Raw genomic sequence first — 24121 nt, forward strand, 5'->3', positions numbered from 1 at the left:
AGCCGGCCATGACGAACTGGATCAAGGTAGCCGCCGAGGGTGACTGCCCTGCCGGTCTGCTGAAGGGCGTCATGGCAGACGGCGTGCCGGTCGTGCTCGCCAACGTTGAAGGGACAGTTTGTGCCCTAAAAGATGTCTGCTCCCACGAGGACTACCCGCTTTCTGACGGGGAACTTGAGGGCACCGACGTGGTGTGCCTGTACCACGGTGCGCGCTTCGACGCCTGCACCGGAGCACGCAAGACACTCCCGGCCATACGGCCGGTTCAATCCTTTCCGGTCGAAATCCGGGATGGCGAAATCTACGTGGATATCGGATAGGGGCTCCCGACAGCCCCGGGATGAATCGATCATGACCTTCGCCGCGTTTGACGCGATCCAGGTGCGAAAACAGTTCCCCATCCTAGATCAGACCGTCAACGGCAGCTCGCTCGTCTATTTGGACAGCGCCGCGACCTCACAGAAGCCTCAGTGCGTGCTCGACGCGATCGACACGTACTACCAGCGCGACAATGCCAACGTCCACCGTGGGATCCACGAGCTCTCTCACCGGGCGACAGTCAGCTACGAGAATGCGCGCGGAAAAGTCGCAGACTGGATCAATGCGAGCGAAGCCACAGAGATCATCTGGACCCGTGGCACGACCGAGGCAATCAATCTGGTATCGATGGCGTGGGGTCTCGACAATGTGCACGAGGGTGACGAGATCCTCCTCTCCGTTCTCGAGCACCACTCGAACATCATTCCGTGGCAGCTTCTCGCGGCGCGCCGGAAGGCAAAGCTCCGCTACATCGAGATAGACGACGAGGGTCGGCTCATCCTCGACGACCTCGACTCCTTGCTCTCCGAGAAGACGAAGATCGTAGCCATCTCGCACGTCTCGAACGCCCTTGGGACCATCAACCCAGTAAAACAGATCGCAGAGGCCGCCCACGCAGTCGGCGCGATTGTCTGTGTCGACGGCGCACAGGGCGCGGTGCACACGAAGGTCGACGTTCAGGACTTGGGCGCCGACTTCTACGCATTCAGCGGGCACAAGATTTGCGGCCCCACGGGAATAGGAGTTCTCTGGGGCAGAAAGGAGCTTCTCGAGAGCATGTCACCGTGGCAGGGTGGCGGTGAGATGATCCATATCGTCGGACGGGATGAAAGCAGCTGGGCCGCTGTGCCCCACAAATTTGAAGCTGGCACACCGAACATCGCGGGTGCGATCGGTATGGGTGCCGCTATCGACTTCCTTTCCGAGGTCGGGGCCGATGCGATTGCTGCGCACGAGCGGGACCTGATGGAGTACGCATTGGAGAGGATCGGCTCGATTCCGGGCATCACGATCTACGGACCCAAATCACTCGATGAGCGCTCCGCCGTGATCTCGTTCACGCTCGGAGACGCACACCCTCACGATATTTCGACAATTCTGGATTCTGCTGGCATCGCCGTGCGAGCCGGGCATCACTGTGCCCAACTGGTCATGAAGCACTTCGGAGTTTCGGCAACAGCCCGAGCCTCCTTCTATCTGTACAACACACGGGACGACGTTGACCGATTGATGGACGGACTCGAGCAGGTCCGGAGCATCTTCGGCTAAGGCGCGTTTCCGGAGACTTAGCGACCACTTTCAGATGCGAGAACGTCCGCCAAGCCCTATATTGTCGGCCCGCAAACCGCGAAGGCACCGATGGACAGTACCCAACTCAGTTCGTTGTACCAGCAGCTCATCCTCGAGCACTACCGCAATCCGCGGCACAAAGCCGAGCTTGAGGGGAAGAGTGTAGAGATTCACATGGCCAATCCGGTCTGTGGTGATGAGATCCGCTTGCAACTGCGCATCGAGGGCGATGAGATCGCCGAAGCCAAGTTCGTGGGCCAGGGCTGCTCAATTTCCCAGGCCGCCATCAGCATGATGACGACCAAGCTGCAGGGCGCGAAGCTGTCCGACGCGAGTGCTCTGGCCCAGCGGTTCACGGAGATGATGCACGGGGACGAGACCGCCGGGAACGACAAGTCGCTCGGCGATTTACGGGCACTCCAGGGCGTCAGCAAATTCCCGGTGCGCATCAAGTGTGCGCTACTCGGATTCGACGCTCTTCAAGAAGCCCTCAAGGATGGCGCCGGGGAGTCGACGCACTGACTTCGGTCGAAGTTCACTCGGCTCATCTGCCCGGCACGCGCGCCGGGGCCATTACCATCTGGACGTCCCCAATCGGCGTCCGCCGCATAGAATTCGGTGCACTCCCTCGGGAACGACATACTGATCCCCCAGAGGCTTGGCCTGACAATCTCCGAGACGCAGTCGCACAGCTGGAAGCGTACTTCGCCAAAGAACGAACCGTATTCGAGCTTGAGCTCGACTTTTTGGGGACGGCATCCGACTTCCAACTAGAGGTTTACGACCGGCTGCTGGCGCTCGAGTACGGACACGTCTCTTCCTATGGCCAGATTGCTCGCGACATCGGGAAGCCGGACCAGGCTCGCGCCGTCGGACAGGCGGTGGGCGCGAATCCGATCCCCATCGTGGTGCCATGCCACCGGATCATCGCGTCCGACGGGCGGCTGACCGGCTTTTCCGGCGGGCTCGCAGCCAAGGTGTCCCTCTTGAAACTCGAAGGCGTTGGAGTTGGTGGATCGAGCCCCAACAGCAAGGTGCACCCTGAGGTGATCCCGCTCGATCTTTAGTTGATCGGGTACATGTCCAGCCCCAGCCCGTTCAGATAGGCGATACGATTCGGCATGGTCTCGAGAATCGTCGCTAGCAGGGACTCCGAGATTCGATCAGCCCGGTGCTCAGCCGCGAGATAGGGCAGGAAACTCTCTGCTACATCCTCTCGGAATGGGAAGTCGCGCGCATAGTTGGAGATGAACGTTGGGTCAGCGTCCTGTGCGGCCATCCATCCCGCAGCAGTCGCGTGTGCAGCATCAAGTGATGTATGAGCCGCCTCGTGGACGAACGTCTCTTCCAGAATGCCTTCCGCTATATACAAGTCTCCCTGTCCCACGTGAATCAGGAGGTTGTTATTCCCTCCCCCGAATGGCTGGATGCCCTGATGGATCCAGACGGTCTCGACTTCCATGCGCAGCGCCGTGGGGAGCCGTCCGATTACCTCAGCGTAGAACTCAGCAACGACCTGAGACGCCGCACTGGAACCGAACTCGGGATTCACCTGCACCTCGATGGTGAGTCCGTCGTCATAGGTGGCATCGAAGAGGAACGGATCCGTGGTGATCCAGGAGACCCGACGATCGAACATCACCCGTGAATCCTGACCTGCAGGGACGAGGCCCACATAGGTGCTCGGATCCGCCGGGGTGATGATTTCAGGGTCGATAAAAATCGTCCCACCGAAGGGCGGTAGGGTGGGAGGGGTCGGAGCCGACTGTGTAGGGTTCTGTAACGGAGACCCTGCCTCACTACAGCCGAGAGCCATAAACATGAGGAGCGCTTGGGCGAGACTGACCGAAGAGCGGATCACTGTCGCTCGCCCTCGGCCACGTCGTACACGCCGGCAAGCTCTCCGGCCGTCGAGACACTTACTACAGAGTGGGGGAGGAAGTGCACCATTAGGATTCAGCATCGGATCGAGTGACGATTCAAAGATACGCCCGGCGCACTTCGTGACGATAAGCCATACGCGCTTCTCACTCTGTAATCCCACGACCGGCCACTGCTCAACGAGGATCCACGTGCCAAGAATGACTACAGTTCTGACTGACCTGCTCTCCATCCAGACCCCGATCGTGCAGGCGCCGATTTCGTCCGCCGCCACACCTGCGCTCGCCGCCGCAGTGTCGAATGCAGGGGGCCTGGGCATGATCTCCGGCACTTGGCAGGAACCCGCGGCACTACGAGTCCTCATTCGCAACGTCCGCTCCCGGACCGACCGACCCTTTGCCGTGAACCTCGGCTTGGAATGGGACCAGGAGGAGAGGATAGCGATCTGCCTTGAGGAGGGAGTCCGGATCATTTCCCTCTTCTGGGGCGACCCGGCGCAATGCACGAGGCTGGCTCAAGAAGGGGGGGCGCTGGTTCTGCACACGGTCGGAAGTGCCGACGAGGGTGCGGCCGCAGTCGACGCCGGCGTCGATGCGGTCGTTGCCCAAGGATGGGAAGCCGGCGGGCACTTGGATAGCAAGATCGGAAATCTCGCATTGATTCCTGCCGTCGTAGATGCAGTCGGCTCCGTGCCTGTCATCGCGGCCGGCGGGATCGCCGATGGCCGGGCCATGGCGGCCGCACTCACGCTTGGCGCGTCCGGTGTCTGGGTAGGAACTCGTTTTCTTCTTAGCGAAGAGGCCGATGCCCATGCGCACTACAAGCAGCGCTTGCTTGGCGCGAGCGGGGGTGACACCGTGTTCTCCACGGTCTTCGATGTAGGCTGGCCGGACGCCCCTCATCGCACTCTCCGCAACTCGACGGTCGACATGTGGGAGGCCGCCGGACGCCCACCGATGGGTGAGCGTCCGGGTGAGGGCGAGCACCTGGGTTCCTATCCTGACGGCCGACCCATCACTCGCTACGATGTTGGGTTCCCAAGGCTAGGCGCATCCGGTGACGTGGATGCGACCGCGCTCTATGCGGGGCAGGGCGTAGGTCTTCTGACAGACATTCGACCGGCAGCCAAAATCGTGGCGGACTTCACGCAAGAAGCGCACGCCGCTCTAAATCACGCCCTGGCCGCCTTCCGCTAGAGCAAGAGCAACTTCGAAGTGCTTCGCCCGGTCATCCCAGGTCAAGAGTAGCGCCTGAGCTGCCTCCGGCACGACCGCGACCTCAGGGTCAGAGCCCGTAAACGCGACGATAGACGAGAGGTCCATCCAACGACTGATCACAAGAAACTCATCGTGCAAATCGCCTGATCCCTGGAGAATGGTGATATCAAGGTTGCCGGCGACCGACTGCATTTCCGGCACCATGTGGTCCTTCAGAAAAGCGATATAGCCAAGTGCTGCACCTGGCTTTACGACTCCGGTCCATGTCCGCACGATCATATATCACCCATTGTCAGCTGAACCGCTGGGGGCTCAACGCTTCAATTCGCAGTTCGCCGGTCGAGAGCACATCGGCCGCGATCAGTTTCCCGGTCACCGGCCCGAGCGTGAGGCCTAGCATGCCATGTCCGGTCGCAACGTATACGCCCTCCACGCCAGACAACGGCCCTACAATAGGCAGACCGTCAACGGACACGGGGCGGAGCCCCGCCCACTCCGAGATCGCGTGAGCCATCCCCATCTTGGGGAAGGCGGCTCGCGCAGCATTCGTGAGCTGCTGCAGACGGTCGGGCCGAAGAGCATCATTCTCGCCCGAGAACTCCATGGTGCCCGCAAATCGAACGAATGTATCCATCGGCGTGCAGAACACCGATGACTCGGCTAGCACACACGCCTGTTGGAGCCGCGGGGCGCCATTAGGCCCGATTTTCACATCGCGATGGTATCCCTTTCCAGGCTGCACGGGGAGTCGACCGCTCCATCGTCGGAGCAGGTCCAGACTGAAGGGGCCGGTGGTTGCTACCACAGCGTCCGCCGCCACGAAGGCCAGCAAGCTTCCGTCGTCTGGCTGGCAGTCCACACCCTGTACGTACCCACCGGCCTCCGTGATGCCGACCACGTTCGTTCTTTCCTCAATGACGACCCCAAGGCTCTGGGCCGCCTTAGCCAAACGCGCGAGAAACAGGGCCGGGTTCAGCGAAGCCGACTCTTTGTAGTGGATCGCCCCCACGACGCCGGGTCCGAGTGCCGGTTCGCGGCGAACCATCTCGTCACCATCGAGCACATCCGGTTCATAACCGTAACGCTCGATGGTCGCAGCCTCATGGCGCGCGGCCACCAGACCCGCTTCCGTGTGACACACCTCGAAGTACCCGCCCGGCGAGTACTCGCACTCGATCCGTTCCTCGGTGAGAATCTCATCGAACGCCGCGAGGGCATCCCGGCCAAGGGGAGCCATTACGCTCATACAGTGCTCGACGTGCTCCTCAGTGCAGTACCGCCCGAAGCGCGCCAGCCAGGTCCAGAGCCGTGGGTCACATCGTGGCTGGATGTACAATGGGCTCGTTGGATCGAGCATCTGCCGAACTGCCTGCTTGATCCGACCCGGTCGGTTCAGCGGTGGGTGACCCGCCGCGATCGTGCCCGCGTTCCCTGACGACGCGCCCGCTCCAATGCGGTCTCTCTCTAGGAGCGTGACTTGAGCGCCGCCCTTGGCGAGGTAGTAGGCACAACTCACCCCGACAATTCCACCTCCGATGACGACTACGCGCGGAGAGGTCACCCCTCGGCGGGGTCCAACAGCACCTTCACGGCTCCGGACCTTCGTCGATTTGCCGCCGTCGATAAGGCGTTCTGATACTCGCCAAGAGGGAAAACGTGTGTCACCATGTCTTCGACGGGCGTACCCGTCTCGAGCAACAGGTCGTGTGTAATCTGGAATGTATGTTCTGTTTTACCACGCCACGATTCGTCGCCGTAACACTGATACCCCTGAACCTGTAACTCGTTGGCCCACAAAAAGGTAAGATCGAGTTTCGGAATCTCGGCCGCGCATCCCAGCAGAACGATCCGCCCGCGGACCGTCGCATATCGAAGCGCCTGCTTGATGGTTTGAGCGCTCCCCACGCAGTCGAATACCAACGGGAACCCGCCTCCGGCGTATACCTCATCTCCCACGATTGGCATGTAGGCCTGTGCTCCGGTGCCGATCATTGCATCTCGAGCCTCGTCCCCTGGGGACACGACGGAGTTCGCACCGAATCGGAGCGCCATATCGGCCTCATGCTTTCGCCGTACCTGTGCGACGATTTCTCCCTTATAGCCGGTGGCCCGAAGCGACCACACGACGCCAAGCGCGATCGGGCCACTGCCGAGCACCAGAATTGGGCCATCTCCAAGAGGGCCGGATCGCAACGCTGCGTGCATTCCGACGGCGAGTGGCTCGATCAGGGCCGCGGTCCGGTCGGACATTTGGTCATCGACCGCGAACAGCTGAGACTCGTGAGCGACCATTCGCTCACCCCATCCGCCCGGCAGACTTCCGTGATATCCGATCGTCATCCCCCGCTGAATCGGTGCGCCGGCAATTATCGTCTCGCCGTCTTCCCCTGACCGCGTACAGGTCGCGGCAAGGCCGACCTGACATGAGGGACACTGCCGTTCGCCCAAATAGCCGCGGACCACGCACGAGACCCCCGGGTCCACGGCGACGCGCTGCCCCTCCTCGACGCGACGCACTGCCGATCCAACCTCGGTGACCCGAGCCAGGATCTCGTGACCCAGGACCGCGGGAAATGACCCGAACGGCTCCATGGCCGGGCTCGACTTCAGGGTGAGGTTTCCGATATCCGAACCACAGATCCCCGCTTTCAGAATATCAAGCTTCACCCAGTCGTCACCCGGGAGCTCCGGCTCGCTGACGTCTGTGTACCTGACACCAGAGAGGCCTCCGTAGACGGCGGCTTCCGTGAGCTTGCCAAGGCTCTTGCCTACGAGGTAACTCGGGATGGTCACGTTGAATGTTACTGCGCGCATTCGCTCAATCCGTCAGGCTTTGAGTTCGTCAGTCCGTATAACAACCATGCGTCGGGTGTCACCAAGGTTAGCACTCCGGCCTTCAGGGGGCGTCGCCAGACAGCGCTCGAAGAACAGAGCTCACAAAACGGGGGGCTCTGCCCAAAACCGCGATCCCACCGAAGAACACAGTCAGCGTGACAGCGACCCGAGGGGCCATCGACCCTGCTGAGACTTCCATCAGCTGGGCACTCGCATTAGCCGCCACTCCCGCGATAAGGGCGAGGCCTCGTTCCCGCCGACGCAGCCGAGGCCAGAAGCAAAACCCCATCCAAAACATCATCACTGGGCTCTTCGTGGCATCCCGTACCACCGTGACGGGACGGGACCGCCTCTGCATTTTGCTACCCGACGATTCAGCCTTTGCCGTAAGACGGACGGACCCGCCTCCTTCGACTTCGAGAATGTCCCTCACCTTGGTCACATCGATGTCGCGTACCCACAGGGTCGCCGAACTCATGCCGATTGCCGGGTCGTCGATCTGGAGACGAAACGGAATCCCAGCGTCGTCCAGAAACCCGGCCGCGAACTCAGCTTCGTGCCTAAACCCGTAGTGCGCGACCGCGACCGTCTGGAGCCGCTCACTCACGCGCTTATTCATGTACGAAGGCCGTCACAGGTCCTTCCGGTAGCAAACCTGCCGATGGGCCTCGACGAATCCGAGTGCTTCATGAAACAAACCACCGACGTCATTGATGAGATCACGGTCACTCGCCATTTCGGAGCATCCGTGGGACCGCGCCCATTGCTCGCCAACCGCAACCATCATGCGCCCCACGCCAGACGTTCTGGCCTCCGGGTCGACATAGATGCCCTCAAGATATCCGACAGGTGAGGTCCTGCACCGCTCTGCGTAGTCACGAAGTCCGACTTCCACGATCCCGACGATCGATCCGTCCGGCCCCACAGCGACAAAACACACCCAGTGGCCGGGCGACTCGTCGAAATACTCTCGGATCTCGGATCTATGCGCGTCAGGCGTCTCCGGCCAAAAGGCTGTCCGCAATTCGGACCAGCAGTCGGCGTCACCGGGCATTACCGGACGAACCGTCACGTCGATAAATCCGTCGGTGTCCCAAGCATCCAGGGGAAGGTCAGCACGGGGGTGGGTCACCGCCCGGGTCCAAGCAAGACCGCGTTCATGAACAGCAACTGGGTCGCTTCTGTATACGCCCGATAGTTCGGCTCTTCGGCAAAGGAAATGATCTGCCCGCTGCCCCATCTTTCATGCATGAGAAAGGCCTTACTCGCCAGTTGGGGCCGAGCCTCTTCCCAAACCACGCCGCTCAATACGAGATCGTCGACGGGGCCGTACCTACCCACGTTGGTGCCATCGTCCAGTGTCATCGGCGAGAACACCCGGGACCCTACAACCAAGACTCCGATCTCACCGTCCGTACCAGCCGAGAGCCAGTGGCGCTGATCGAGGATCACCTTCAGGATGGCACCCGGCACATTCTCCGGTGGCTCGTCAGCGGGCACGATCTCGGCGAGATACTCGATCGGCTGATCCGGCGTGCCACCACTGGGCGCCTCGTCATCCGCCGCCCGCCCGCCTCTTCGCTCCACCGAGGTGGACAGGAGGCCGACCCTGGTCGCCCACGCGGTCGAGTTCGCCATCGTAATCAGCGTACCTCCGTCCGACATCCAGTTCTGTAGCTGATCGACCATACCGCTTTCGATCGATCCCGAATAGTTGGCGCTCGGCAGAATCACGACATCGAACTCCGCCAGATCAGCACGTCCGAGACTCGACGCCCGAACGGCAACGACGGGCTGCCCATATCGCTGCTCTAGGATGTATCGCGTCCACCCAGTCGAATAGGTCGACACGGGTTCGTCGTACGCCAAGAGGATTTTGGGTGAGCGCAGCGCGCGTACGCTGTTAGCCCCGAGGGACGCACCCGCCGTTACATAGGAATCGTCGATCGGCACAACTTCGACACCGTGCTTCGCGGCGATACCGGCCAACGTCGTCCGCAGGTTACCGTTGTTTTCCGCCACTCGTAGGATTGCCGTGCCGACACCGTACTCACGGCCGCCAAGGGTAAACGACTCACCAGACGCTCGAACCCGAAGGCCTTCGCGCATGGCTTCCACGACCGCCGACACAGTCGCCGTGCCCCAGGGCATCAGGTACCCGACCCTCGCTTCCGGCAGAACCGGCGCTTGCCCGCTCACCGCCGTGCCGCCCACCGACACGAGATCCCCTGCGGCTCCGGTAGCCCGCTCGGATTCGAGAACCTCGACATCCCACAGCAGGCTCTGGCTCCATGCTGTCAGATCGTAGATTTCGTCCCCCTCTCTACGCGCCCGCCGCTCAATCTGCCGTTGAATGAAGGCCTCATCCATGGGCACGTGGTCATCGAGCAGGTTACGCGCGGCCTGATGCGCCGGCTGATCCATCGGCACGATGTAGGTTCCCGCCGCCGACAGCGTGCGTCCACCAACCGATACGGGACCAGTCAAGCGACGCACCTCGACTCCATTGCGCACGAGCATGTCCGCCATGCGGTTAGCCATGCCGGGGTCGTGAGCGGAGTGAATCACGATTTCGGCAGCGCCATTCTCACCCATCGCGATGCCGTCCCTCCGGTACGCGAGATAGTCCCGGAGAATCATCTCGCGATTCCGAGCGGCAGTTTCCGCCGTAGTAATGGCAGCGGTGAAGTGATGCAGCACACCGTCCCCATAGGTGAGGATGTCACCGTCACTCTTTTCGAGAACGAGCGCCCGTGCGGACGCCTGTTCGTACGTCATCCCCAGAGCTCCCTGATTCATGGGCCACATGTCCACGTAGCCCGGATAGAAAAGGTCGTAGACGTTCCGATTGAAGTACGCGAAGCCACGCGCATCGAACGCCTGTGCGTTTGCCCGTCCGAACACGTCCATCAGTGCAATCTGTCGATCGCCGTACCAGGGATTCTCCGGGGGTGCCGTTGGCGGGAAAAAGTATGTGGAGTTCCCGCCCATCTCGTGAAGGTCAGCAACGATGTTTGGCCGGTATTCGAGAAAAATCTCGACCTTTCCGCGCGTCTCCGGCTGGCTCTGAATGAAGAGATCGCGGTTCAGGTCAAAGAGGTAGTGATTCCCTCGCCCGCCCGGCCACGGCTCGTCGTGCTCCGCTGAGTAGGTCTCTCGATTCGGCCACGCTGCCCGTGATGACGTCGTGTGCTGCACGAAACGTGCGCGCCCGTCGGGGTTCTCGGCCGGATCGATCAGCACCAGTGATTCGGCAAGAATCAGGTCGGCCACGTCGTTACCCTGTGCGGCAAGCAGGTGGTACGCCTCAGCCATCGCCGCGCCACTTGAGCTGATCTCGTTCCCGTGCACCCCATGCATGAGGGCCGTCACTACGGGTAGTGTTGCAATTAGATTCTCGACTTCGCTGTCCGAGAGGCCCTTCACGGCGGAGAACCGTGCGATCTCGGCCTTCAGGTCGTCGAGACCAGCCATTCTCTCCTCCGACCCAATGACCAAAACGAAAAGAGGCCGGCCCTCCCAGCTTTCTGCGTACTGAACGAGCTCGGTGCGGTCAGGTGCGGCTTCAGACAAGGCCTGGAAGTACCGTACGATGTCAGACGGGCTCGTGATCTCCTCACCGAAGTCGTGACCCACAACCTGCTCGAGGGTGGGGATCGCCGGATCGTAACGAGTGCCTGGGACGAGATCCTCAGTCTGAGGCGGTACCTGAAGGAGCGCAGCTAGAACGAGGGTGCTAAGCATGATCTGTTCCGGTTTTTGAGATTGCCCGCCACGCGACTCCGTTCGAGCCATCATCGCAGATGTCGAGCGGGCCAATATACAGGCGGTGCGCCAGACCGGCAGGGTCGGTACTCTGTGGCAGACCCTCGACCTGGAGACTCTCCGTGCGGCTCGCTCGTCCTGCTCTATACGCTCTCGTTCTGCCCGCCATCGTCCTGACCATGTCGGCCTGCACCGAGACACCGCCGCCGGACACAGCGGCGGAAGCCGTCGACGCAGACCCGCAACTCCTGTATTGGGACACGTTGCAGGGCCTGTGTGGGCAAGCCTTCGAAGGCCGGGTGGTGGAGAGTGTCCCGCCGGACGATGCCTTCGAGGGTCAGCGCCTGATCATGCACGTTCGCTCGTGCGACATGGCCGAGATCCGGATCCCCTTCTTCGTCGGGGACGATCGTTCTCGCACCTGGGTGATTACTCCTACCGCGGCAGGCCTCCGGTTGAAGCATGACCATCGACATGAGGACGGCACCGAGGACGCCGTCACGCAGTATGGAGGGGATACGGAGGGTCGTGGCACCGCCACCACTCAGGACTTCCACGCAGATGCGTACACAGCAGATCTCGTTCCGACCGCCGCCACCAATATCTGGACCGTCGAGGTACACCCCGGTGCGATATTCGCGTACGCACTGAGGCGAGAAGGACGTCGCTTCCGCGTAGAGTTCGACCTGACCGCGCCGATCGGCGCACCGCCAGCACCCTGGGGAGGCTGAGCGACCCGGCTACGGCAGGAAGACAGAGCCGAGTGCTGCGAGCCCCGTAAGCCCGATCAACACGACGGCACAACGCCAGAACGTATGCTGGTCGAGCCTTCCGGAGAGCCAGTCGCCAACCCAGCCCCCAACCAATGCAACGGGCACTAGAAAGGCGGTGGCTCGCCAGACGGCTCCCGATACACCCACGACTCCTGCCTGGAGCCCGAGCGAACCGACGTAAACCAGAAAAAAGAAGGTCATCATCGTTGCCCGCATCGCGTCCTTCCGAACGCACAGGGCAGCCAGATACAGCACGACCGGCGGCCCAGGCATCCCGAGTGCGACAGTCATCGCAGCGGCAATGCCACCGATCCCAGCTGCTGTCGACCCTCGCCACACGACGTCAGACTCTCCCTGCCCGGGTGTGTCGACCAAGGACGGTCGACCGGCGTACCCTCTCCGGATCAGATAGGCGGCCGACCCCAGCACGATCACCGAGACCCCGATGAGTAGTTGCGACTCGTCAGCTCGGGTAAACAGGAGCAGGCCAACAGGCCATCCAATCACAGCGCCCAGCAGCATCTGACCCACCATACGCCAAATCACCTGATCACGCATTCTCCAGGCCAGGCCGGAGCAAATCGCAAGGGTAAGGACGATGACGAGCGGAACCGAGTCTGCGGAATCCGTAATCAACATCACGGACGGAAGCGCCAGCAGCGCGAACCCAAAACCCGCGGCACCCTGCACGACCGCCCCGACAAACACGACGGCCCCGAGTTGGGCTACTGAGACGAGGGTCAGTGAATCGATGTAATACCCTAGGGGTGGCGTAACGTATGTGAGAAGCCTGAGTATATTGAAATACTTATGCAGTTCCAGATTTTCGGAGGATCGCAGATGGTTCACGCGCGACTACGCGCGTTCGCTCTGTTGAGGTTGGTGGTGGTAGTCGCGCTCGCAGCAGGAGTGGCGCTCCCGACAGCCGCGCAGACGATCGAGGGCACATTGATGGAAGTGGAGTCGGGCACGCCGATTTCTCTCGGACTCATCATTCTGATGACCGAGGCGGGTGACTCCATTGCATCAGCAGTGTCCAACGGTCGGGGTCGATTCTCCGTCGAGACACAAGGGGCCGGATCCTTCGTCCTAATCGCTTCGGCCTTCGGCTTCAAGGAGACTGCGGCAGGCGTATTTGAACTCGGCGACAGCGGCGAGATGGACGTGGAATTCAGGATCGCCGCAGCACCCATGCCAATCGACGGAATTCTTGTTTCGCTTCAGCGTCCCGCCCTCCAGCACCAGCTTGTGAAGAACGGCTTCGTCCGACGGGTCACGCGGGGACTTGGACACTTCATCACACCGATCGTCATTGAGAAATCCCCCGCAAGGACAGCCGAGGACCTCTTCATGGGAATTCCGGGCGTGCTGTTGGAATACCCCCAGGGTGGACTCAACGCCTTCGAGGGTATGACCGTCCGAATGACCGGCGTGGGTCAGTACTGTTCGCCAACGATCTACCTCGACGGCGCACGCATGTCGGTGAACATGACACAGGACATGCCCATCCAGCTCCTCGCGCCGCTTGAGATGATCGACGCGGTGGAGATCTATCGGCGACCCGCCGAGGTCCCGATCGAGTACGGCATGACCACCAGCGGCGGCGCCTCCGGTGGACCCTGTGGCGTCATCGTCATCTGGACCAAGACGCGGTAGGGGCGATCCGGTCATGACCGGACCACGCGCCCTGCGCGTTAGAGGGTTCGTCCTCGCAGGCATCGGAATTCTATGCGCCTGCACCCCCGGCGACGACGCGGCGACATCCGGTCTGGCATCGGTCGGCTCCGGAGTGCAGCGCGCTGATTCGCTCGTCGAGTCATGGGTGCGCGAGGGGCAGATCCCAGGCGCCGTCCTGCTCGTGTCAAAGAATGGCAACATCCTTCACGAGAAAGCCTACGGATGGTCGAGAGTCGAGGACTTCGGCGCCGGCCAGTATCCTGACGCGCCTCCCCCCGAAGTCACCGAGGTCGCCACTCCTACTGCGATGATGGCCGAGACAGTCTTCGACCTCGCCTCCGTGACCAAGGTCATGGCTACTACAATGGCCATCATGCTCCTCGTCGATCAGGGTCTGGTCGAGGTCGACGCCCCGGTGGTCGACTACCTGCCGGATTTCCGAGGTGGAGGGAGGGAGACGATCACTGTGCGCCACCTGCTCACACACACATCAGGACTCTTCCAGTGGCAGCCGACGTACTACCATGCCACCGATCGCGACGAAGCATACGCCTACATCAGGGACCTCCCCCTGAGATGGCCGGTTGGGGAAGGACGCCACTACTCGGATCTGGGCTTCATGCTCCTCGGACGCATCGTGGAGGAGCAAAGCGGCGAACGCTTGGACGCCTACGTTGGGGGGGCGCTGTTCGAACCGATGGGCCTCTTGAACACCGGCTTCATCGCATCTACGCGCCGCGGGGAGTCGCATTTCGCCTCAACATCACACGGGAATCCGTTCGAGCGCCGCATGGTCCACGACCCGGATTTCGGCTACGCCATCGAGGGAGACCCCGACCGCTGGGACAATTGGCGACAATACACTCTCTCCGGCGAGGTCAATGACGGAAATGCACATCACGCGTTCCAAGGTGTGGCTGGCCACGCAGGCCTGTTTTCTACCGCGCGCGAGCTCTCGACTCTCCTTCAAATGTTGATCGATGGCGGGAAGCACGACGGGCAGCGTCTGGTTGAGAAGGCCACCGTAGATCAATTCCTGACCCAGGAAGTCGATGGACAAGCCCTCGGGTGGCAGCTCCCCGACTATGCGCCTGCCGAGACGTTCGCCCATACCGGCTTCACGGGAACGTTCGTTGCGGCCCTCCCCCACTCGGACCTCACCGTCGTCCTGCTCACCAACCGTCAGAATTTCGGTGTGGACGAAAGCACCAACTACACCGACGTTGGACCCCTGCAACGTGCGGTCATCGAGGCCGTTACGACGCACCACTGACTGATCCAACTCTTCGAACACGCCGTGGTTTCTATGACCAAGCACGCACGAGTCCATTCGCTCGCCCTGATCGCGACAGCCTTCTTCGCCTCGAGTCTTGCTGGACAGAGCTCGGTCCAGATTTCGGCGCCAGTCGGCTTCACTGCGACCAGCGCTGCCCGTCAGGCCTACTGCGAGGCCAAATTTGTCGGCCTTCCGTCAGGCGACAATTTCAGGGAGCATCTACGGATCATCACGGCGACCCCGCATCCAACTGGATCCGCTGCGCAGGTCGAGGTTGGCCACTACCTGGTCCGGGCCATGAAGGCCGCAGGCATGTCCGTTCGCGAACATCCCTACGACGTCTACTTGCCGCAGCTCACGGATGACGTCGAGGCACACATTGTCTCTCCGATCACCATGCAGCTCAGCAATAGGGAAGCCGCCTTGCCAGAAGACCGGTTCTCCGGCCACCCGGACCTACTGAACGGATGGAATGCGTTTTCGGGAAGCGGTGATGCCACGGCTGAGGTCGTCTACGCCAACTATGGGACGCGCGCCGACTACCGGGCCCTGGACTCGCTGGGGATCTCGCTCGAGGGCAAGATCGTCATCGCTCGCTACGGTGGGAATTTCCGTGGCTTCAAGGTGCTGTTCGCCGAGGAGCGCGGTGCCGCGGGTGTCATCATGTTCAACGACGCGCCTGAGGTGGAAGAGGATGCGTACCCGGAGGGGCCCATGCTGAGCGGTGAAATCATTCAGCGTGGCTCGGTGCTTACGCTCGCCTGGACTGGGGATCCGCTGACGCCGTTCGTGCCGGCGCTCCCGATCGACGGGCCAGTGCAGGTCGAGCGTCTCGACCCGGACGAGGTCGGCCTTCACACGATCCCGGTGCTGCCACTCGGCTACAACGCTGCGGCTGAAATTCTCTCTCGCATGACGGGTGAAGTTGCGCAGGACGAGTGGCAGGGTGGGCTAGACATGCCATACCGACTGACCGGTGGATCAGAACTAACCGTGCGGGTCCGGGTGAATCAGCCGAAGGCGCTCACCCGTGCAACGAACGTCGTCGGCACCTTTGAGGGTAGCGAGTTCCCTGACGAGTGGATCGTCCTTGGGGCGCATTACGACCCCTGGGGCTTCGGAGCCATCGATCCGAATGGCGGCACCGCCATGCTCCTCGCTCTTGCGGATGCTCTTGGAGAGCTGGCTGACGAGGGCTGCAGTCCTCGACGCTCCATCCTGATCGCACACTGGGACGCCGAGGAGTACGGTGTAATCGGCTCCACTGAATGGGTCGAAGAGTTTCTCCCGGAATTGACGAGTGGAGCCGTCGCGTACATCAATGCGGACGGTGCGGTTTCGGGGCCGAATTTCGGCTCTTCCTCGTCACCATCTCTGAAGCAGCCGATCCTCGACGCGATCCGAGACACGCCGTACCCGAAGGAAGGGCGCAGCGTCTACGAATGGTGGGCGGCGCAGGCCGAGAACGGCACACCCGTCATGGGGAACCTCGGGGGCGGATCGGATCACATCGCCTTCTACACGCACGCGGGAATTCCGTCGGCGGGCCTCACATCGAGTGGGCGCAGCGGCGTCTACCACTCGAACTACGACAACTTCGCCTGGTTCGAGCGCTTCGGTGACCCCGACTGGGTCTATGGGCCCATGCTCGCCACGGCCGACGGCCTCCTGGCACTCCGACTCGCCAACGCCGACTTGCTCCCGTACGACGTAACGCGTTACGCCATCGACACCCGCACGCACGTGAACACCCTGTTCGAGGTCGCTGAATTTCGACGTATCGATGTGAATCTCGACCGCCTGGTGGCTTCGACCAATGCACTCGAAGAGGCCGCGACCCAGCTCGAAATGGCTCGGACAAACCGCATTGCCGCTGGCTCCGTTCCGAGTGAGGACGCGGAAGCGATCAACGCCGAGTTCATTCGTCTCGAGAAGGCCTGGCTCGACAACCGCGGTCTACAGGATCGTCCGTGGAGCCGGTCGCTCTACGTGTCCCCTGACCCCTTCAGCGGATACGCGTCCTGGATGCTGCCGGGACTCAGGTATGAGATCGAAACGGACGATCCGGACGATGTTCCCGAATGGGAGACGCGGTACGTAGAGGCCATCGATCGGCTCACCTCACAGATGAGCCACCTGGCCAACATGATCACGGCCAGCGCGCCGTGACGTCGAGAGAAGTCCTCTCCGGACAAACGCTGACAGAGGCGACCGCCGACCTCACCGGATGGACCGTCGAGCAGGGAAAACTCCACAAGGAGTACGTATTCGCCGACTTCGTCGAGGCGTTCTCGTTCATGACCGCAGCCGCGTTATGCGCCGAGCGAGTGAATCATCATCCGGAGTGGTTCAACGTGTACCGGACGGTGCGCATCGATCTCTCCACGCATGATGTGGGTGGCATCACGATGTTCGATGTGGAGCTCGCCAGGGAGTTCGATCTGGCGGCGGGTTAGTGCCCCGCAAATTCACAAAGGGAGAAGCTCTGGCAGCCGAGCGAGCGTAGCCGGTCGGCACCGCCAAGGTCTGGGAGGTCGATCACAAAGCACGCCTCCTCGACTTCGCCTCCGACGCCACGAATCAACTCGAGTGCGGCACACGCTGTCCCGCCAGTCGCGATCAGGTCGTCGATGAGCAGCACCTTGGCGCCAGGTCCGATGGCGCCCACGTGCATCTCCATTCGGTCGGTGCCGTACTCAAGCTCGTAGTCGATTCCGACTACCGCTCCCGGCAGCTTCCCGGCTTTGCGAATCGGAATGAAGCCGACCCCTAGCTCGTAGGCGACAGGCGTTCCGAAGATGAATCCACGGGCCTCGATTCCGGCAACGAGGTCCACGTGCTGATCGATGTACCGATGGACGAGTTGATCGACAGCTATGCGGAGTCCGCGCGCATCCTCGAGTAGTCCGGTGACATCCCGGAAAAGAATGCCCGGCTTCGGATAGTCGGGCACGGTCCGGATGTAGGATGCGATCGAGTTCTTCACACCTCGGCGTCCGCAAGCCGGGTCCGGTACCCTAGAGCAACGAGGTGGTCCTCGGTGGCTTCATCCAGCTGGGTCGCTCCGTCAAACGCGAAGCTAACGGCTTGGTAGAAGCTTCGAGCGCCCTCGTTCAGTTCCACGATCCAGACGCCTGCCCGAGCCCGGTCGGCGCCACGCAGCCTGAGAGAGCGGCCGGCGTCTGCCGTTGTCGCGCTGGTCGAGAATTCGGCGTTCATGGGCGCCAACATGTACTCAGAGCCGTCTCAGGATCAAGCGAAATCCTTACCGTCTAGAACTTGGGCTCAAATCAGGACGGCCAAACTTCATCAAAAAGGCGCACCCAATTTCCTCCGATCACCTTCTCTACCACCCTGTCCCCGTGGCCACGTCGGGCCAGACCGTCCGCGATCATCTCCATCCGCCGCGGCGAGTTCAGGTCCTCGACGGTGAAGAGGATGTCCGGGTCTTCGTTGGGCGCAGCGATCCCGCGCTCAATTCGGCCGGCGACGAACTGCCGATGCGCAGACCAGTAATCTTCGGAATCATCGATGGGTGTCGTCGACAGGTCACTACCGATCCCCACATGATCCTCTCCACACACATTGAGAGCATGCTCGATGTGATTCAGCACATCGTCGAGCATGGCTACGCGGCCTGGTGTGAGAAACGGCATCAGATAGATCCCGATGACGCCACCGTTGTCCCCGAGGGCGCGTAGCTCCGCGTCATGCTTCGAACGTGGATGCTCCGCCACTGCGCTACATCCGCTGTGAGTGATCGCCATAGGGACGGTCGATGCCGCGATGCCTTCCGCGGTCGTGCGCTGACCGCAGTGACTCACGTCGACGAGCATGCCGAGGTCGTTCATGCGTTCAACCACCTGATGCCCGTATCGGGTGAGGCCTCCGTTCGCGGGCTCCAGACAACCGTCACCGACCAGGTTTCGCACGTTGTAGGTCAGCTGAGTGACCTTTACTCCGAGGGCCTGGAACGTGGCGATGTGGTCGAGGCCGCCTTCGAACGGGGTCGTGTCCTGGAACCCAAAAACGATACCTAGCCGCCCGCTCGCTTTCGCCTCGTTCAGTTGTGCGCGCGTGCGCACCTGCATCAACGCCCCGGGGAAACGTTCGATCCGATCCATCCATCCAGAGATCTTGCGGACGGTTCCCTCGAAGTCACTCCCGCTAACCGTGAGGTTTACAGCCGTGATCCCCGAGCCGACCGCGTTCTGGATCATCTCTCCGTTCAATGGTGGATTGAGCGGATAGTTGAAGTAGCCGGGGCTCGCCAGAAAATCGACGACAATCGCCTCATCGTATCCGGGCCAGAAGCGCCGTGATCCCGACGCCTCGGTTCCTGACACGGGGGACACCGCACCCTCCAGATTCTCGAGGCCAGTGGCGCCAATTCCAATCGCAGCCGCACTCGCCAGAAAACGCTTCCGGTCCATCTTATTCATGCCGTTCACACCCTGTCTCCTGTCGAGCCGATCAAGGAGGTAAGCTATCCCGACAGCCGACCGACACCAGCGAGTCCTGTGCTTGCCGATCCCCTCACCGTTCGGTCGATTGCTGCGGCAACCCTCAGCAAGGCAGCAACAATGCGCACCTCTACCTGTTATACCGTCGTGGGAGCTCTTCTGGTCGCGGGGGGCTTCGCTCGTCCCGAACCGGTCCAGGCACAGCCTCTCCCGATGGCGGTGCCCGAATCCGACGGCAAGGGTGCACGAACGGCCCGGCGAGATGTATGACGAGCAGGGAAGTGGAGACCGAGCACCCCAACACCGTGAACGCTTCGCGCAGATGTGGGCCGAGTCGGGCGCCGATCTGCGATCCAGGAAAGAGCGTGTGTCATCCAGAGCAACCGAACTGAGCCGATGAGCCGAATCGATACCGCCGTCCTCGCGGGCTGCAGAACTGCCTTCTCTCGCTCCGGCTCGGTCTTTGCCGACATCTCTGCGATCGAACTGGGGAAGGTCGCGGTGCGCGATGCCTTGGCCCGCAGCGGAGTCGGCGGCGAACGAGTCGATCACCTCGTGTACGGAACGGTCGTCCACGACACGCAAGCTCCGAACATCGCCCGTGAGATCGGCCTGGGCGTTCTCCCGAAAGACATCCCGGCCGTCACAGTATCCCGTGCCTGCACATCGGCGAATCAGGCGATCACGGACGCCGTCCAGATGATCGAACTCGGTCAGGCCGACGTTGTTGTCGCCGGTGGCGCGGAATCTCTGTCCCGGATTCCGATCACCGTGAGTGAGCGGATGTCAAAGCGACTTGTCGCCGCATCAAAAGGGGAAACGCTCGGACAAAGGTTGGCCCCGTTTCGCTCTCTCCGCCCCCGTGACCTCATCCCGGTGCAGCCAGCTATCGCTGAGCCCAGCACCGGCGAAACCATGGGCGCCTCGGCCGAGCGGATGGCCAAGGAGAACGGAATCACCCGTGAGGACCAAGACGCCTGGACGCTCCGCTCCCACGAGCGTGCAGCAGTCGGAACGGAGGACGGCCGCCTCACGGCAGAGATCGCGCCGGTCTACGTGCTGCCCACCTTCGAGCAGGTAGTGCTTAGCGACAACGGTATCCGGTCCGACTCCTCGCTCGAGAAGCTCGAACGGCTGCGTCCGGTATTCGACCGCAAGCATGGCTCCGTAACAGCCGGGAATGCATCGCCGCTGACCGATGGAGCCTCAGCGGTCGTGCTCATGAACGGAGAGAAGGCGCGCAGCGAGGGATTGAGGCCCCTCGGTTACGTCCGAAGCTGGGCCTGGACGGCCCTGGACCCGGCCGCTCAGCTCCTGCAAGGCCCTGCGTACGCCGCGCCTCTCGCTCTGGATCAAGCGGGCCTCACGATGGCCGACATCGGCCTCATGGAGATGCACGAAGCGTTCGCCACTCAGGTTCTTTCGAACCTTCAGGCTCTCTCTTCGAAGACCTTCGCGCAGAAGGAGCTCGGTCGCTCCGAAGCCGTCGGCCACCCGAATGTGGACGCCATCAACGTGATGGGCGGATCACTCTCGATCGGGCATCCATTCGGGGCGACCGGCGGACGGCTTACCGTCACGATTCTGAATGAGATGGCGCGCCGGGACGTTCAATTTGGGCTGATTACGGTCTGCGCTGCGGGCGGTATGGGCTTCGCCATGGTCGTCGAGCGACGCTAAGCCGCATCCCTCAAACAATGATCATGTAAGGACGAGCAGGACTCTGGTTGTTTGCCCGTGCGGGGACTGCTTTCCAGCCTCGGTTCGTGCAACTCGTGGTCCAACTCTGCCCGCACTTCCGGCTTCCGCTTGGCGCCTGTGCCTAGGTTCGCCGACTCCACTCGGACGGCCTAGCTACATGATGTTAGGCACGCGAAACTCGGAAGAGCCGTACGCAAGCAGATTTCATGGTTACGGAAAACGTTGCTCTTTTGCAGACCATGACGGAACCTCGTTGCGGACGAATTGTGTACGTCCTTGAGAAGAAACTGCCCACACGCCTCCCTCGGGGTTTCACTTGGACCAGAAAGACCTCAGTCGTGGCATGAGTAAGGCCCGCCGCACCGGCCTGATCGGCGGCATCGTCGTCTTCGTGCTCATGTTGCTCCTTCCTGAGCCCAGTGGGCTTAGTGAAGCCGGATGGCGGACCGCATCAGTCGCCGCCCTCATGGCCGTCTGGTGGATGACCGAGGCGATACCGATCGCCGCGACCGCCCTTCTTCCTCTCGTGCTGTTCCCTTTCCTGGGCGTGCTCGACGCACCAAATGCCTCGGCCCCCTATGGAAACGAGCTAATTTTCCTTTTCATGGGCGGCTTCTTCATGGCCGTCACCATGGAGAAATGGGGACTGCATAAGCGCATCGCCCTGCGGATCATGGCTTTCGTCGGCACCAGTCCTGATCGGCTGATCCTCGGCTTCATGCTCGCCACGGCGTTCCTCTCGATGTGGATCAGCAACACCGCCACGGCGGCCATGATGCTTCCGATCGCCCTCGCCGTTGGAGAGATGTTTCGGTCTCAGGACCAAGAGGGGCCTTATCAGTTTGGTATCGCCCTGATGTTGGGCGTAGCCTACGCCGCGTCCATCGGCGGCATCGCGACGCTCATCGGCACACCACCGAACGCAGTGCTCGCCGGCGCCGCGAGTGAGATCCTCGGCTATGAGATCGGATTCGTGCAGTGGATGGGAGTGGGGCTTCCCGTCACTCTCATCATGTTGCCGATTACATGGATCGCCCTAACGCGATTCCTGTATCCGCCGGGCGAGCTGTCCGGTGATGCCGCTGCGATCATCAATGCGGAGCGAGCGGCGCTCGGAACGCCGAGCAAGGGCGAGAAAATTACGGCAGTCGTGTTTACACTCACAGCACTCGCCTGGGTGATGCGCTCTGAAAAGGTCATCGGCGGTCTGACCATACCTGGGCTGCAAAGCTTCGCGCCTGAAATTCGTGACTCGACGATCGCGATGACGGCCGCACTCGTGCTCTTCATGATCCCGGTAGATCGGAAACGCGGAGAGTTCACGCTGGACTGGAAGACCGCGATGACGATCCCGTGGGACGTCCTCGTGCTGTTCGGAGGAGGGCTGTCCCTAGCCCGCGCCATGTCGCAATCGGGTTTCGCCAACTGGATCGGGGCCATGGTTTCCTCGCTCGACACAGTCCCTGCACTCGCGATCATCGCGCTCGTTGCCACACTGGTCATTTTCCTTACCGAGATGACGTCGAACCTCGCGACGACCAGCATGGCCATGCCCATCATGGCCGGAGCCGCGCTGGGTCTCGGCATCCCACCTCTGCAGTTGATGGCCGTCGCTGCACTCGCTGCCTCCATGGCCTTCATGCTCCCCGTCGCGACACCACCCAATGCCATCGTATTCGGTTCAGGCTACATCACGATTCCTCAGATGAGCCGCGCCGGAATCTTCCTCAACCTGACCGCGATCGTGCTGATTACCATTATCGGTTCCGTCCTGGTTCCAATCTTTCTGGCCACGTAGGAGACGTAGGTAGAGAACAGGTGTGGAGTGCTGCTCACAGTACTGGGGTCCGGTGACAGTGCACCCGCAGGGCGTCGACAAATGGGTCGGCGTCATCGGCCGGATCAGATGACCGCTGGGACGAGCAGGGCCATGACCTCGACGTAAAGGTCAACCGTGAGATCTCACACTGCGGCATCAACTCGATCGAGATGCTATTCGATTCCGAGGGCGGGAAGGTCACGCAGCTGTGCGACACCCGAACCCAGGAGAACCCGACCCGACCCGCACGGTCGGTGGCCTTAGAGTTCCTCGAGGAATTCCTCGACAAGCCGGAGCGTCTCCGGCGCAGCGAGCACGTCCGTGTGCTCGCGGTCTTTGATAAGATGGTAGCTAAGCCCTGACGCCTCACTCAGGCGCTCTGCATGCCGCCGGATCACTCGTTGGTCGTTCTCGGGCTGGATGATCAGGATCGGAAGGTCGAGCTCCCGAATCCTCCGACTCGGCGTAAGCGGTCGAAAGCTCCCTCTCACCCGATGCCAAAAGAAGGGTCGCAGGACATTGACAATGAACCCGCCTGGAAGTCCCTGATCAGAGAGAAATTCTGCGGTGACATGAAGGACGTCAGCCGGCGCAGCCACGAGTATCAGTCCATCTATCGGGGCCCCGTCGGCAGCCGCAAGGACGCCCGCCGAGCCGCCGAGGGAGTGGCCCACCAGGACGAGCTGTCGATCGGGAAACCGTTTCGCAGCATACCGGGCGACCGCCATGAGGTCATCACGAAAGTGTCGGATCGTTACAAAAGGAGCGGGGCCACTGCGACCGTGACCACGTACATCGAACAAAAGCACGTCGTGCCCGAGCTCAACCAGCGGCTCGGCAATCGCCAGCACCGTCGAATAGTTGGCGCTCCAACCGTGAGCCACCAGCAGAAGCGGCTCAAAAGGCTGGGCGCGTGACGGTTGGATCAGCCAGGCCGCGAGCCCTTGGTCACCGGACTGTATCAAGAGGTCTTCGTGCTCGACCCCGAGATCGGGCACAGTCCGCTCGAACGGACGCGACTCCGGGCGCAGAATTCGAGACGCCAACCGATCGAGGCCAAAAATGAGAAGCCCGATCGACACTGCTGCGATCGCGTAGCCCACCAG

Annotated in this window: 24 protein-coding genes; 12 read left to right on the forward strand and 12 right to left on the reverse strand. The window is 61.7% G+C overall.

Features of this window, described 5'->3' with window-relative positions; all coding sequences use genetic code 11:
* The first annotated feature begins 8 nt into the window (after positions 1-8).
* The 4 genes from OSA81_05265 (at position 9) to OSA81_05280 (ending at position 2675) form a co-directional block, all read left to right on the forward strand.
* Positions 9-320 carry a non-heme iron oxygenase ferredoxin subunit gene (locus tag OSA81_05265; protein ID MDE0898407.1) on the forward strand — a complete coding sequence of 104 codons (312 nt, stop codon included), beginning with the start codon at positions 9-11 and terminating at the stop codon, positions 318-320.
* A 31-nt stretch (positions 321-351) separates the two neighbouring features.
* A complete protein-coding gene (locus tag OSA81_05270) occupies positions 352-1587 on the forward strand; it encodes a cysteine desulfurase (protein MDE0898408.1) in 1236 nt (411 codons plus the stop codon).
* Between the two features lie 90 nt (positions 1588-1677).
* Positions 1678-2130 carry an SUF system NifU family Fe-S cluster assembly protein gene (locus OSA81_05275; GenBank protein MDE0898409.1) on the forward strand — a complete coding sequence of 151 codons (453 nt, stop codon included), beginning with the start codon at positions 1678-1680 and terminating at the stop codon, positions 2128-2130.
* Between the two features lie 224 nt (positions 2131-2354).
* Positions 2355-2675 (forward strand): MGMT family protein, encoded by a 321-nt coding sequence (locus OSA81_05280; protein ID MDE0898410.1) that lies wholly within the window; start codon positions 2355-2357, stop codon positions 2673-2675.
* Here the strand turns inward: OSA81_05280 and OSA81_05285 are convergent.
* On the reverse strand, positions 2672-3469 hold the full coding sequence (locus OSA81_05285; protein ID MDE0898411.1) for a hypothetical protein: 798 nt from the start codon (positions 3467-3469) through the stop codon (positions 2672-2674). The two genes, OSA81_05280 and OSA81_05285, sit on opposite strands and share 4 nt — an antisense overlap.
* Before the next feature lie 220 nt (positions 3470-3689).
* On the opposite strand from OSA81_05285, the gene OSA81_05290 reads away from it, so the two are divergent.
* Positions 3690-4685, forward strand: a complete 996-nt coding sequence (locus OSA81_05290; GenBank protein ID MDE0898412.1) for a nitronate monooxygenase — start codon at positions 3690-3692, stop codon at positions 4683-4685.
* Here the strand turns inward: OSA81_05290 and OSA81_05295 are convergent.
* The 6 genes from OSA81_05295 to OSA81_05320 form a co-directional block, all read right to left on the reverse strand.
* Complete coding sequence (locus tag OSA81_05295) at positions 4656-4985, reverse strand: hypothetical protein (GenBank protein ID MDE0898413.1); 330 nt, start codon at positions 4983-4985, stop codon at positions 4656-4658. The two genes, OSA81_05290 and OSA81_05295, sit on opposite strands and share 30 nt — an antisense overlap.
* 13 nt (positions 4986-4998) lie before the next feature.
* On the reverse strand, positions 4999-6267 hold the full coding sequence (locus OSA81_05300; GenBank protein MDE0898414.1) for an FAD-dependent oxidoreductase: 1269 nt from the start codon (positions 6265-6267) through the stop codon (positions 4999-5001).
* The gene (locus OSA81_05305; protein ID MDE0898415.1) at positions 6264-7520 is read right to left on the reverse strand and encodes an alcohol dehydrogenase catalytic domain-containing protein; all 1257 of its coding nucleotides are present in this window, start codon (positions 7518-7520) and stop codon (positions 6264-6266) included. The genes OSA81_05300 and OSA81_05305 overlap by 4 nt, the downstream gene beginning before the upstream one ends.
* Positions 7521-7602: 82 nt before the next feature.
* Positions 7603-8160, reverse strand: coding sequence for a hypothetical protein (locus tag OSA81_05310; protein MDE0898416.1), 558 nt, complete (start codon positions 8158-8160; stop codon positions 7603-7605).
* Positions 8161-8172: 12 nt separating this feature from the next.
* Entirely contained in the window at positions 8173-8673 is a 501-nt protein-coding gene (locus OSA81_05315; GenBank protein ID MDE0898417.1) for a GNAT family N-acetyltransferase, read from the reverse strand.
* Positions 8670-11285 carry a M14 family zinc carboxypeptidase gene (locus tag OSA81_05320; protein ID MDE0898418.1) on the reverse strand — a complete coding sequence of 872 codons (2616 nt, stop codon included), beginning with the start codon at positions 11283-11285 and terminating at the stop codon, positions 8670-8672. The genes OSA81_05315 and OSA81_05320 overlap by 4 nt, the downstream gene beginning before the upstream one ends.
* A 143-nt stretch (positions 11286-11428) precedes the next feature.
* Between OSA81_05320 and OSA81_05325 the strand changes: the two genes are divergently transcribed.
* Positions 11429-12037: a hypothetical protein gene (locus tag OSA81_05325; GenBank protein MDE0898419.1), complete on the forward strand. Its 609-nt coding sequence runs from the start codon at positions 11429-11431 to the stop codon at positions 12035-12037.
* 9 nt (positions 12038-12046) lie between these two features.
* On the opposite strand, the gene OSA81_05330 is transcribed toward OSA81_05325, so the two are convergent.
* Positions 12047-12928, reverse strand: coding sequence for a sulfite exporter TauE/SafE family protein (locus OSA81_05330; GenBank protein ID MDE0898420.1), 882 nt, complete (start codon positions 12926-12928; stop codon positions 12047-12049).
* Between OSA81_05330 and OSA81_05335 the strand changes: the two genes are divergently transcribed.
* From OSA81_05335 to OSA81_05350, 4 genes are read left to right on the forward strand one after another with little or no spacing between them, the layout of a single operon-like run.
* Positions 12920-13735, forward strand: a complete 816-nt coding sequence (locus OSA81_05335; protein MDE0898421.1) for a TonB-dependent receptor plug domain-containing protein — start codon at positions 12920-12922, stop codon at positions 13733-13735. The genes OSA81_05330 and OSA81_05335 overlap by 9 nt on opposite strands.
* Positions 13736-13748: 13 nt before the next feature.
* Complete coding sequence (locus OSA81_05340) at positions 13749-15029, forward strand: serine hydrolase (GenBank protein MDE0898422.1); 1281 nt, start codon at positions 13749-13751, stop codon at positions 15027-15029.
* 33 nt (positions 15030-15062) lie between these two features.
* Positions 15063-17201 carry a M28 family peptidase gene (locus tag OSA81_05345; protein MDE0898423.1) on the forward strand — a complete coding sequence of 713 codons (2139 nt, stop codon included), beginning with the start codon at positions 15063-15065 and terminating at the stop codon, positions 17199-17201.
* Entirely contained in the window at positions 17198-17488 is a 291-nt protein-coding gene (locus OSA81_05350; protein ID MDE0898424.1) for a 4a-hydroxytetrahydrobiopterin dehydratase, read from the forward strand. The genes OSA81_05345 and OSA81_05350 overlap by 4 nt, the downstream gene beginning before the upstream one ends.
* Here the strand turns inward: OSA81_05350 and OSA81_05355 are convergent.
* The 3 genes from OSA81_05355 to OSA81_05365 all read right to left on the reverse strand — a co-directional run bounded on the left by OSA81_05355 (position 17485) and on the right by OSA81_05365 (position 19474).
* On the reverse strand, positions 17485-18018 hold the full coding sequence (locus OSA81_05355) for an adenine phosphoribosyltransferase (GenBank protein MDE0898425.1): 534 nt from the start codon (positions 18016-18018) through the stop codon (positions 17485-17487). The genes OSA81_05350 and OSA81_05355 overlap by 4 nt on opposite strands.
* On the reverse strand, positions 18015-18251 hold the full coding sequence (locus tag OSA81_05360; protein ID MDE0898426.1) for a hypothetical protein: 237 nt from the start codon (positions 18249-18251) through the stop codon (positions 18015-18017). Before OSA81_05360 ends, OSA81_05355 begins: the two co-directional genes overlap by 4 nt.
* A 71-nt stretch (positions 18252-18322) precedes the next feature.
* Positions 18323-19474, reverse strand: coding sequence for a membrane dipeptidase (locus OSA81_05365; protein MDE0898427.1), 1152 nt, complete (start codon positions 19472-19474; stop codon positions 18323-18325).
* A gap of 417 nt (positions 19475-19891) precedes the next feature.
* Between OSA81_05365 and OSA81_05370 the strand changes: the two genes are divergently transcribed.
* Both OSA81_05370 and OSA81_05375 read left to right on the forward strand, forming a co-directional pair.
* The gene (locus OSA81_05370; protein MDE0898428.1) at positions 19892-21175 is read left to right on the forward strand and encodes an acetyl-CoA C-acyltransferase; all 1284 of its coding nucleotides are present in this window, start codon (positions 19892-19894) and stop codon (positions 21173-21175) included.
* A 364-nt stretch (positions 21176-21539) separates the two neighbouring features.
* Positions 21540-22994 carry a DASS family sodium-coupled anion symporter gene (locus OSA81_05375; protein ID MDE0898429.1) on the forward strand — a complete coding sequence of 485 codons (1455 nt, stop codon included), beginning with the start codon at positions 21540-21542 and terminating at the stop codon, positions 22992-22994.
* A 281-nt stretch (positions 22995-23275) separates the two neighbouring features.
* On the opposite strand, the gene OSA81_05380 is transcribed toward OSA81_05375, so the two are convergent.
* Positions 23276-24118, reverse strand: coding sequence for an alpha/beta fold hydrolase (locus OSA81_05380; GenBank protein MDE0898430.1), 843 nt, complete (start codon positions 24116-24118; stop codon positions 23276-23278).
* Between the last annotated feature and the right edge of the window lie 3 nt (positions 24119-24121).

The sequence above is a fragment of the Longimicrobiales bacterium genome (assembly GCA_028823235.1).
In the GTDB taxonomy this organism is placed as follows: Bacteria; Gemmatimonadota; Gemmatimonadetes; order Longimicrobiales; family Gaopeijiaceae; genus UBA2589.

Bases quoted from the DNA above. Each gene is read 5' to 3' on its own strand.
- OSA81_05265 (MDE0898407.1), top strand. From the start codon at position 9: ATGACGAACTGGATCAAGGTAGCCGCCGAGGGTGACTGCCCTGCCGGT.
- OSA81_05360 (MDE0898426.1), bottom strand. From the start codon at position 18,251: ATGAACGCCGAATTCTCGACCAGCGCGACAACGGCAGACGCCGGCCGC.
- OSA81_05335 (MDE0898421.1), top strand. From the start codon at position 12,920: ATGGTTCACGCGCGACTACGCGCGTTCGCTCTGTTGAGGTTGGTGGTG.
- OSA81_05370 (MDE0898428.1), top strand. From the start codon at position 19,892: ATGAGCCGAATCGATACCGCCGTCCTCGCGGGCTGCAGAACTGCCTTC.
- OSA81_05270 (MDE0898408.1), top strand. From the start codon at position 352: ATGACCTTCGCCGCGTTTGACGCGATCCAGGTGCGAAAACAGTTCCCC.
- OSA81_05375 (MDE0898429.1), top strand. From the start codon at position 21,540: ATGAGTAAGGCCCGCCGCACCGGCCTGATCGGCGGCATCGTCGTCTTC.
- OSA81_05305 (MDE0898415.1), bottom strand. From the start codon at position 7,520: ATGCGCGCAGTAACATTCAACGTGACCATCCCGAGTTACCTCGTAGGC.
- OSA81_05320 (MDE0898418.1), bottom strand. From the start codon at position 11,285: ATGCTTAGCACCCTCGTTCTAGCTGCGCTCCTTCAGGTACCGCCTCAG.
- OSA81_05345 (MDE0898423.1), top strand. From the start codon at position 15,063: ATGACCAAGCACGCACGAGTCCATTCGCTCGCCCTGATCGCGACAGCC.
- OSA81_05310 (MDE0898416.1), bottom strand. From the start codon at position 8,160: ATGAATAAGCGCGTGAGTGAGCGGCTCCAGACGGTCGCGGTCGCGCAC.
- OSA81_05295 (MDE0898413.1), bottom strand. From the start codon at position 4,985: ATGATCGTGCGGACATGGACCGGAGTCGTAAAGCCAGGTGCAGCACTT.
- OSA81_05340 (MDE0898422.1), top strand. From the start codon at position 13,749: ATGACCGGACCACGCGCCCTGCGCGTTAGAGGGTTCGTCCTCGCAGGC.
- OSA81_05365 (MDE0898427.1), bottom strand. From the start codon at position 19,474: ATGAATAAGATGGACCGGAAGCGTTTTCTGGCGAGTGCGGCTGCGATT.
- OSA81_05290 (MDE0898412.1), top strand. From the start codon at position 3,690: ATGACTACAGTTCTGACTGACCTGCTCTCCATCCAGACCCCGATCGTG.
- OSA81_05275 (MDE0898409.1), top strand. From the start codon at position 1,678: ATGGACAGTACCCAACTCAGTTCGTTGTACCAGCAGCTCATCCTCGAG.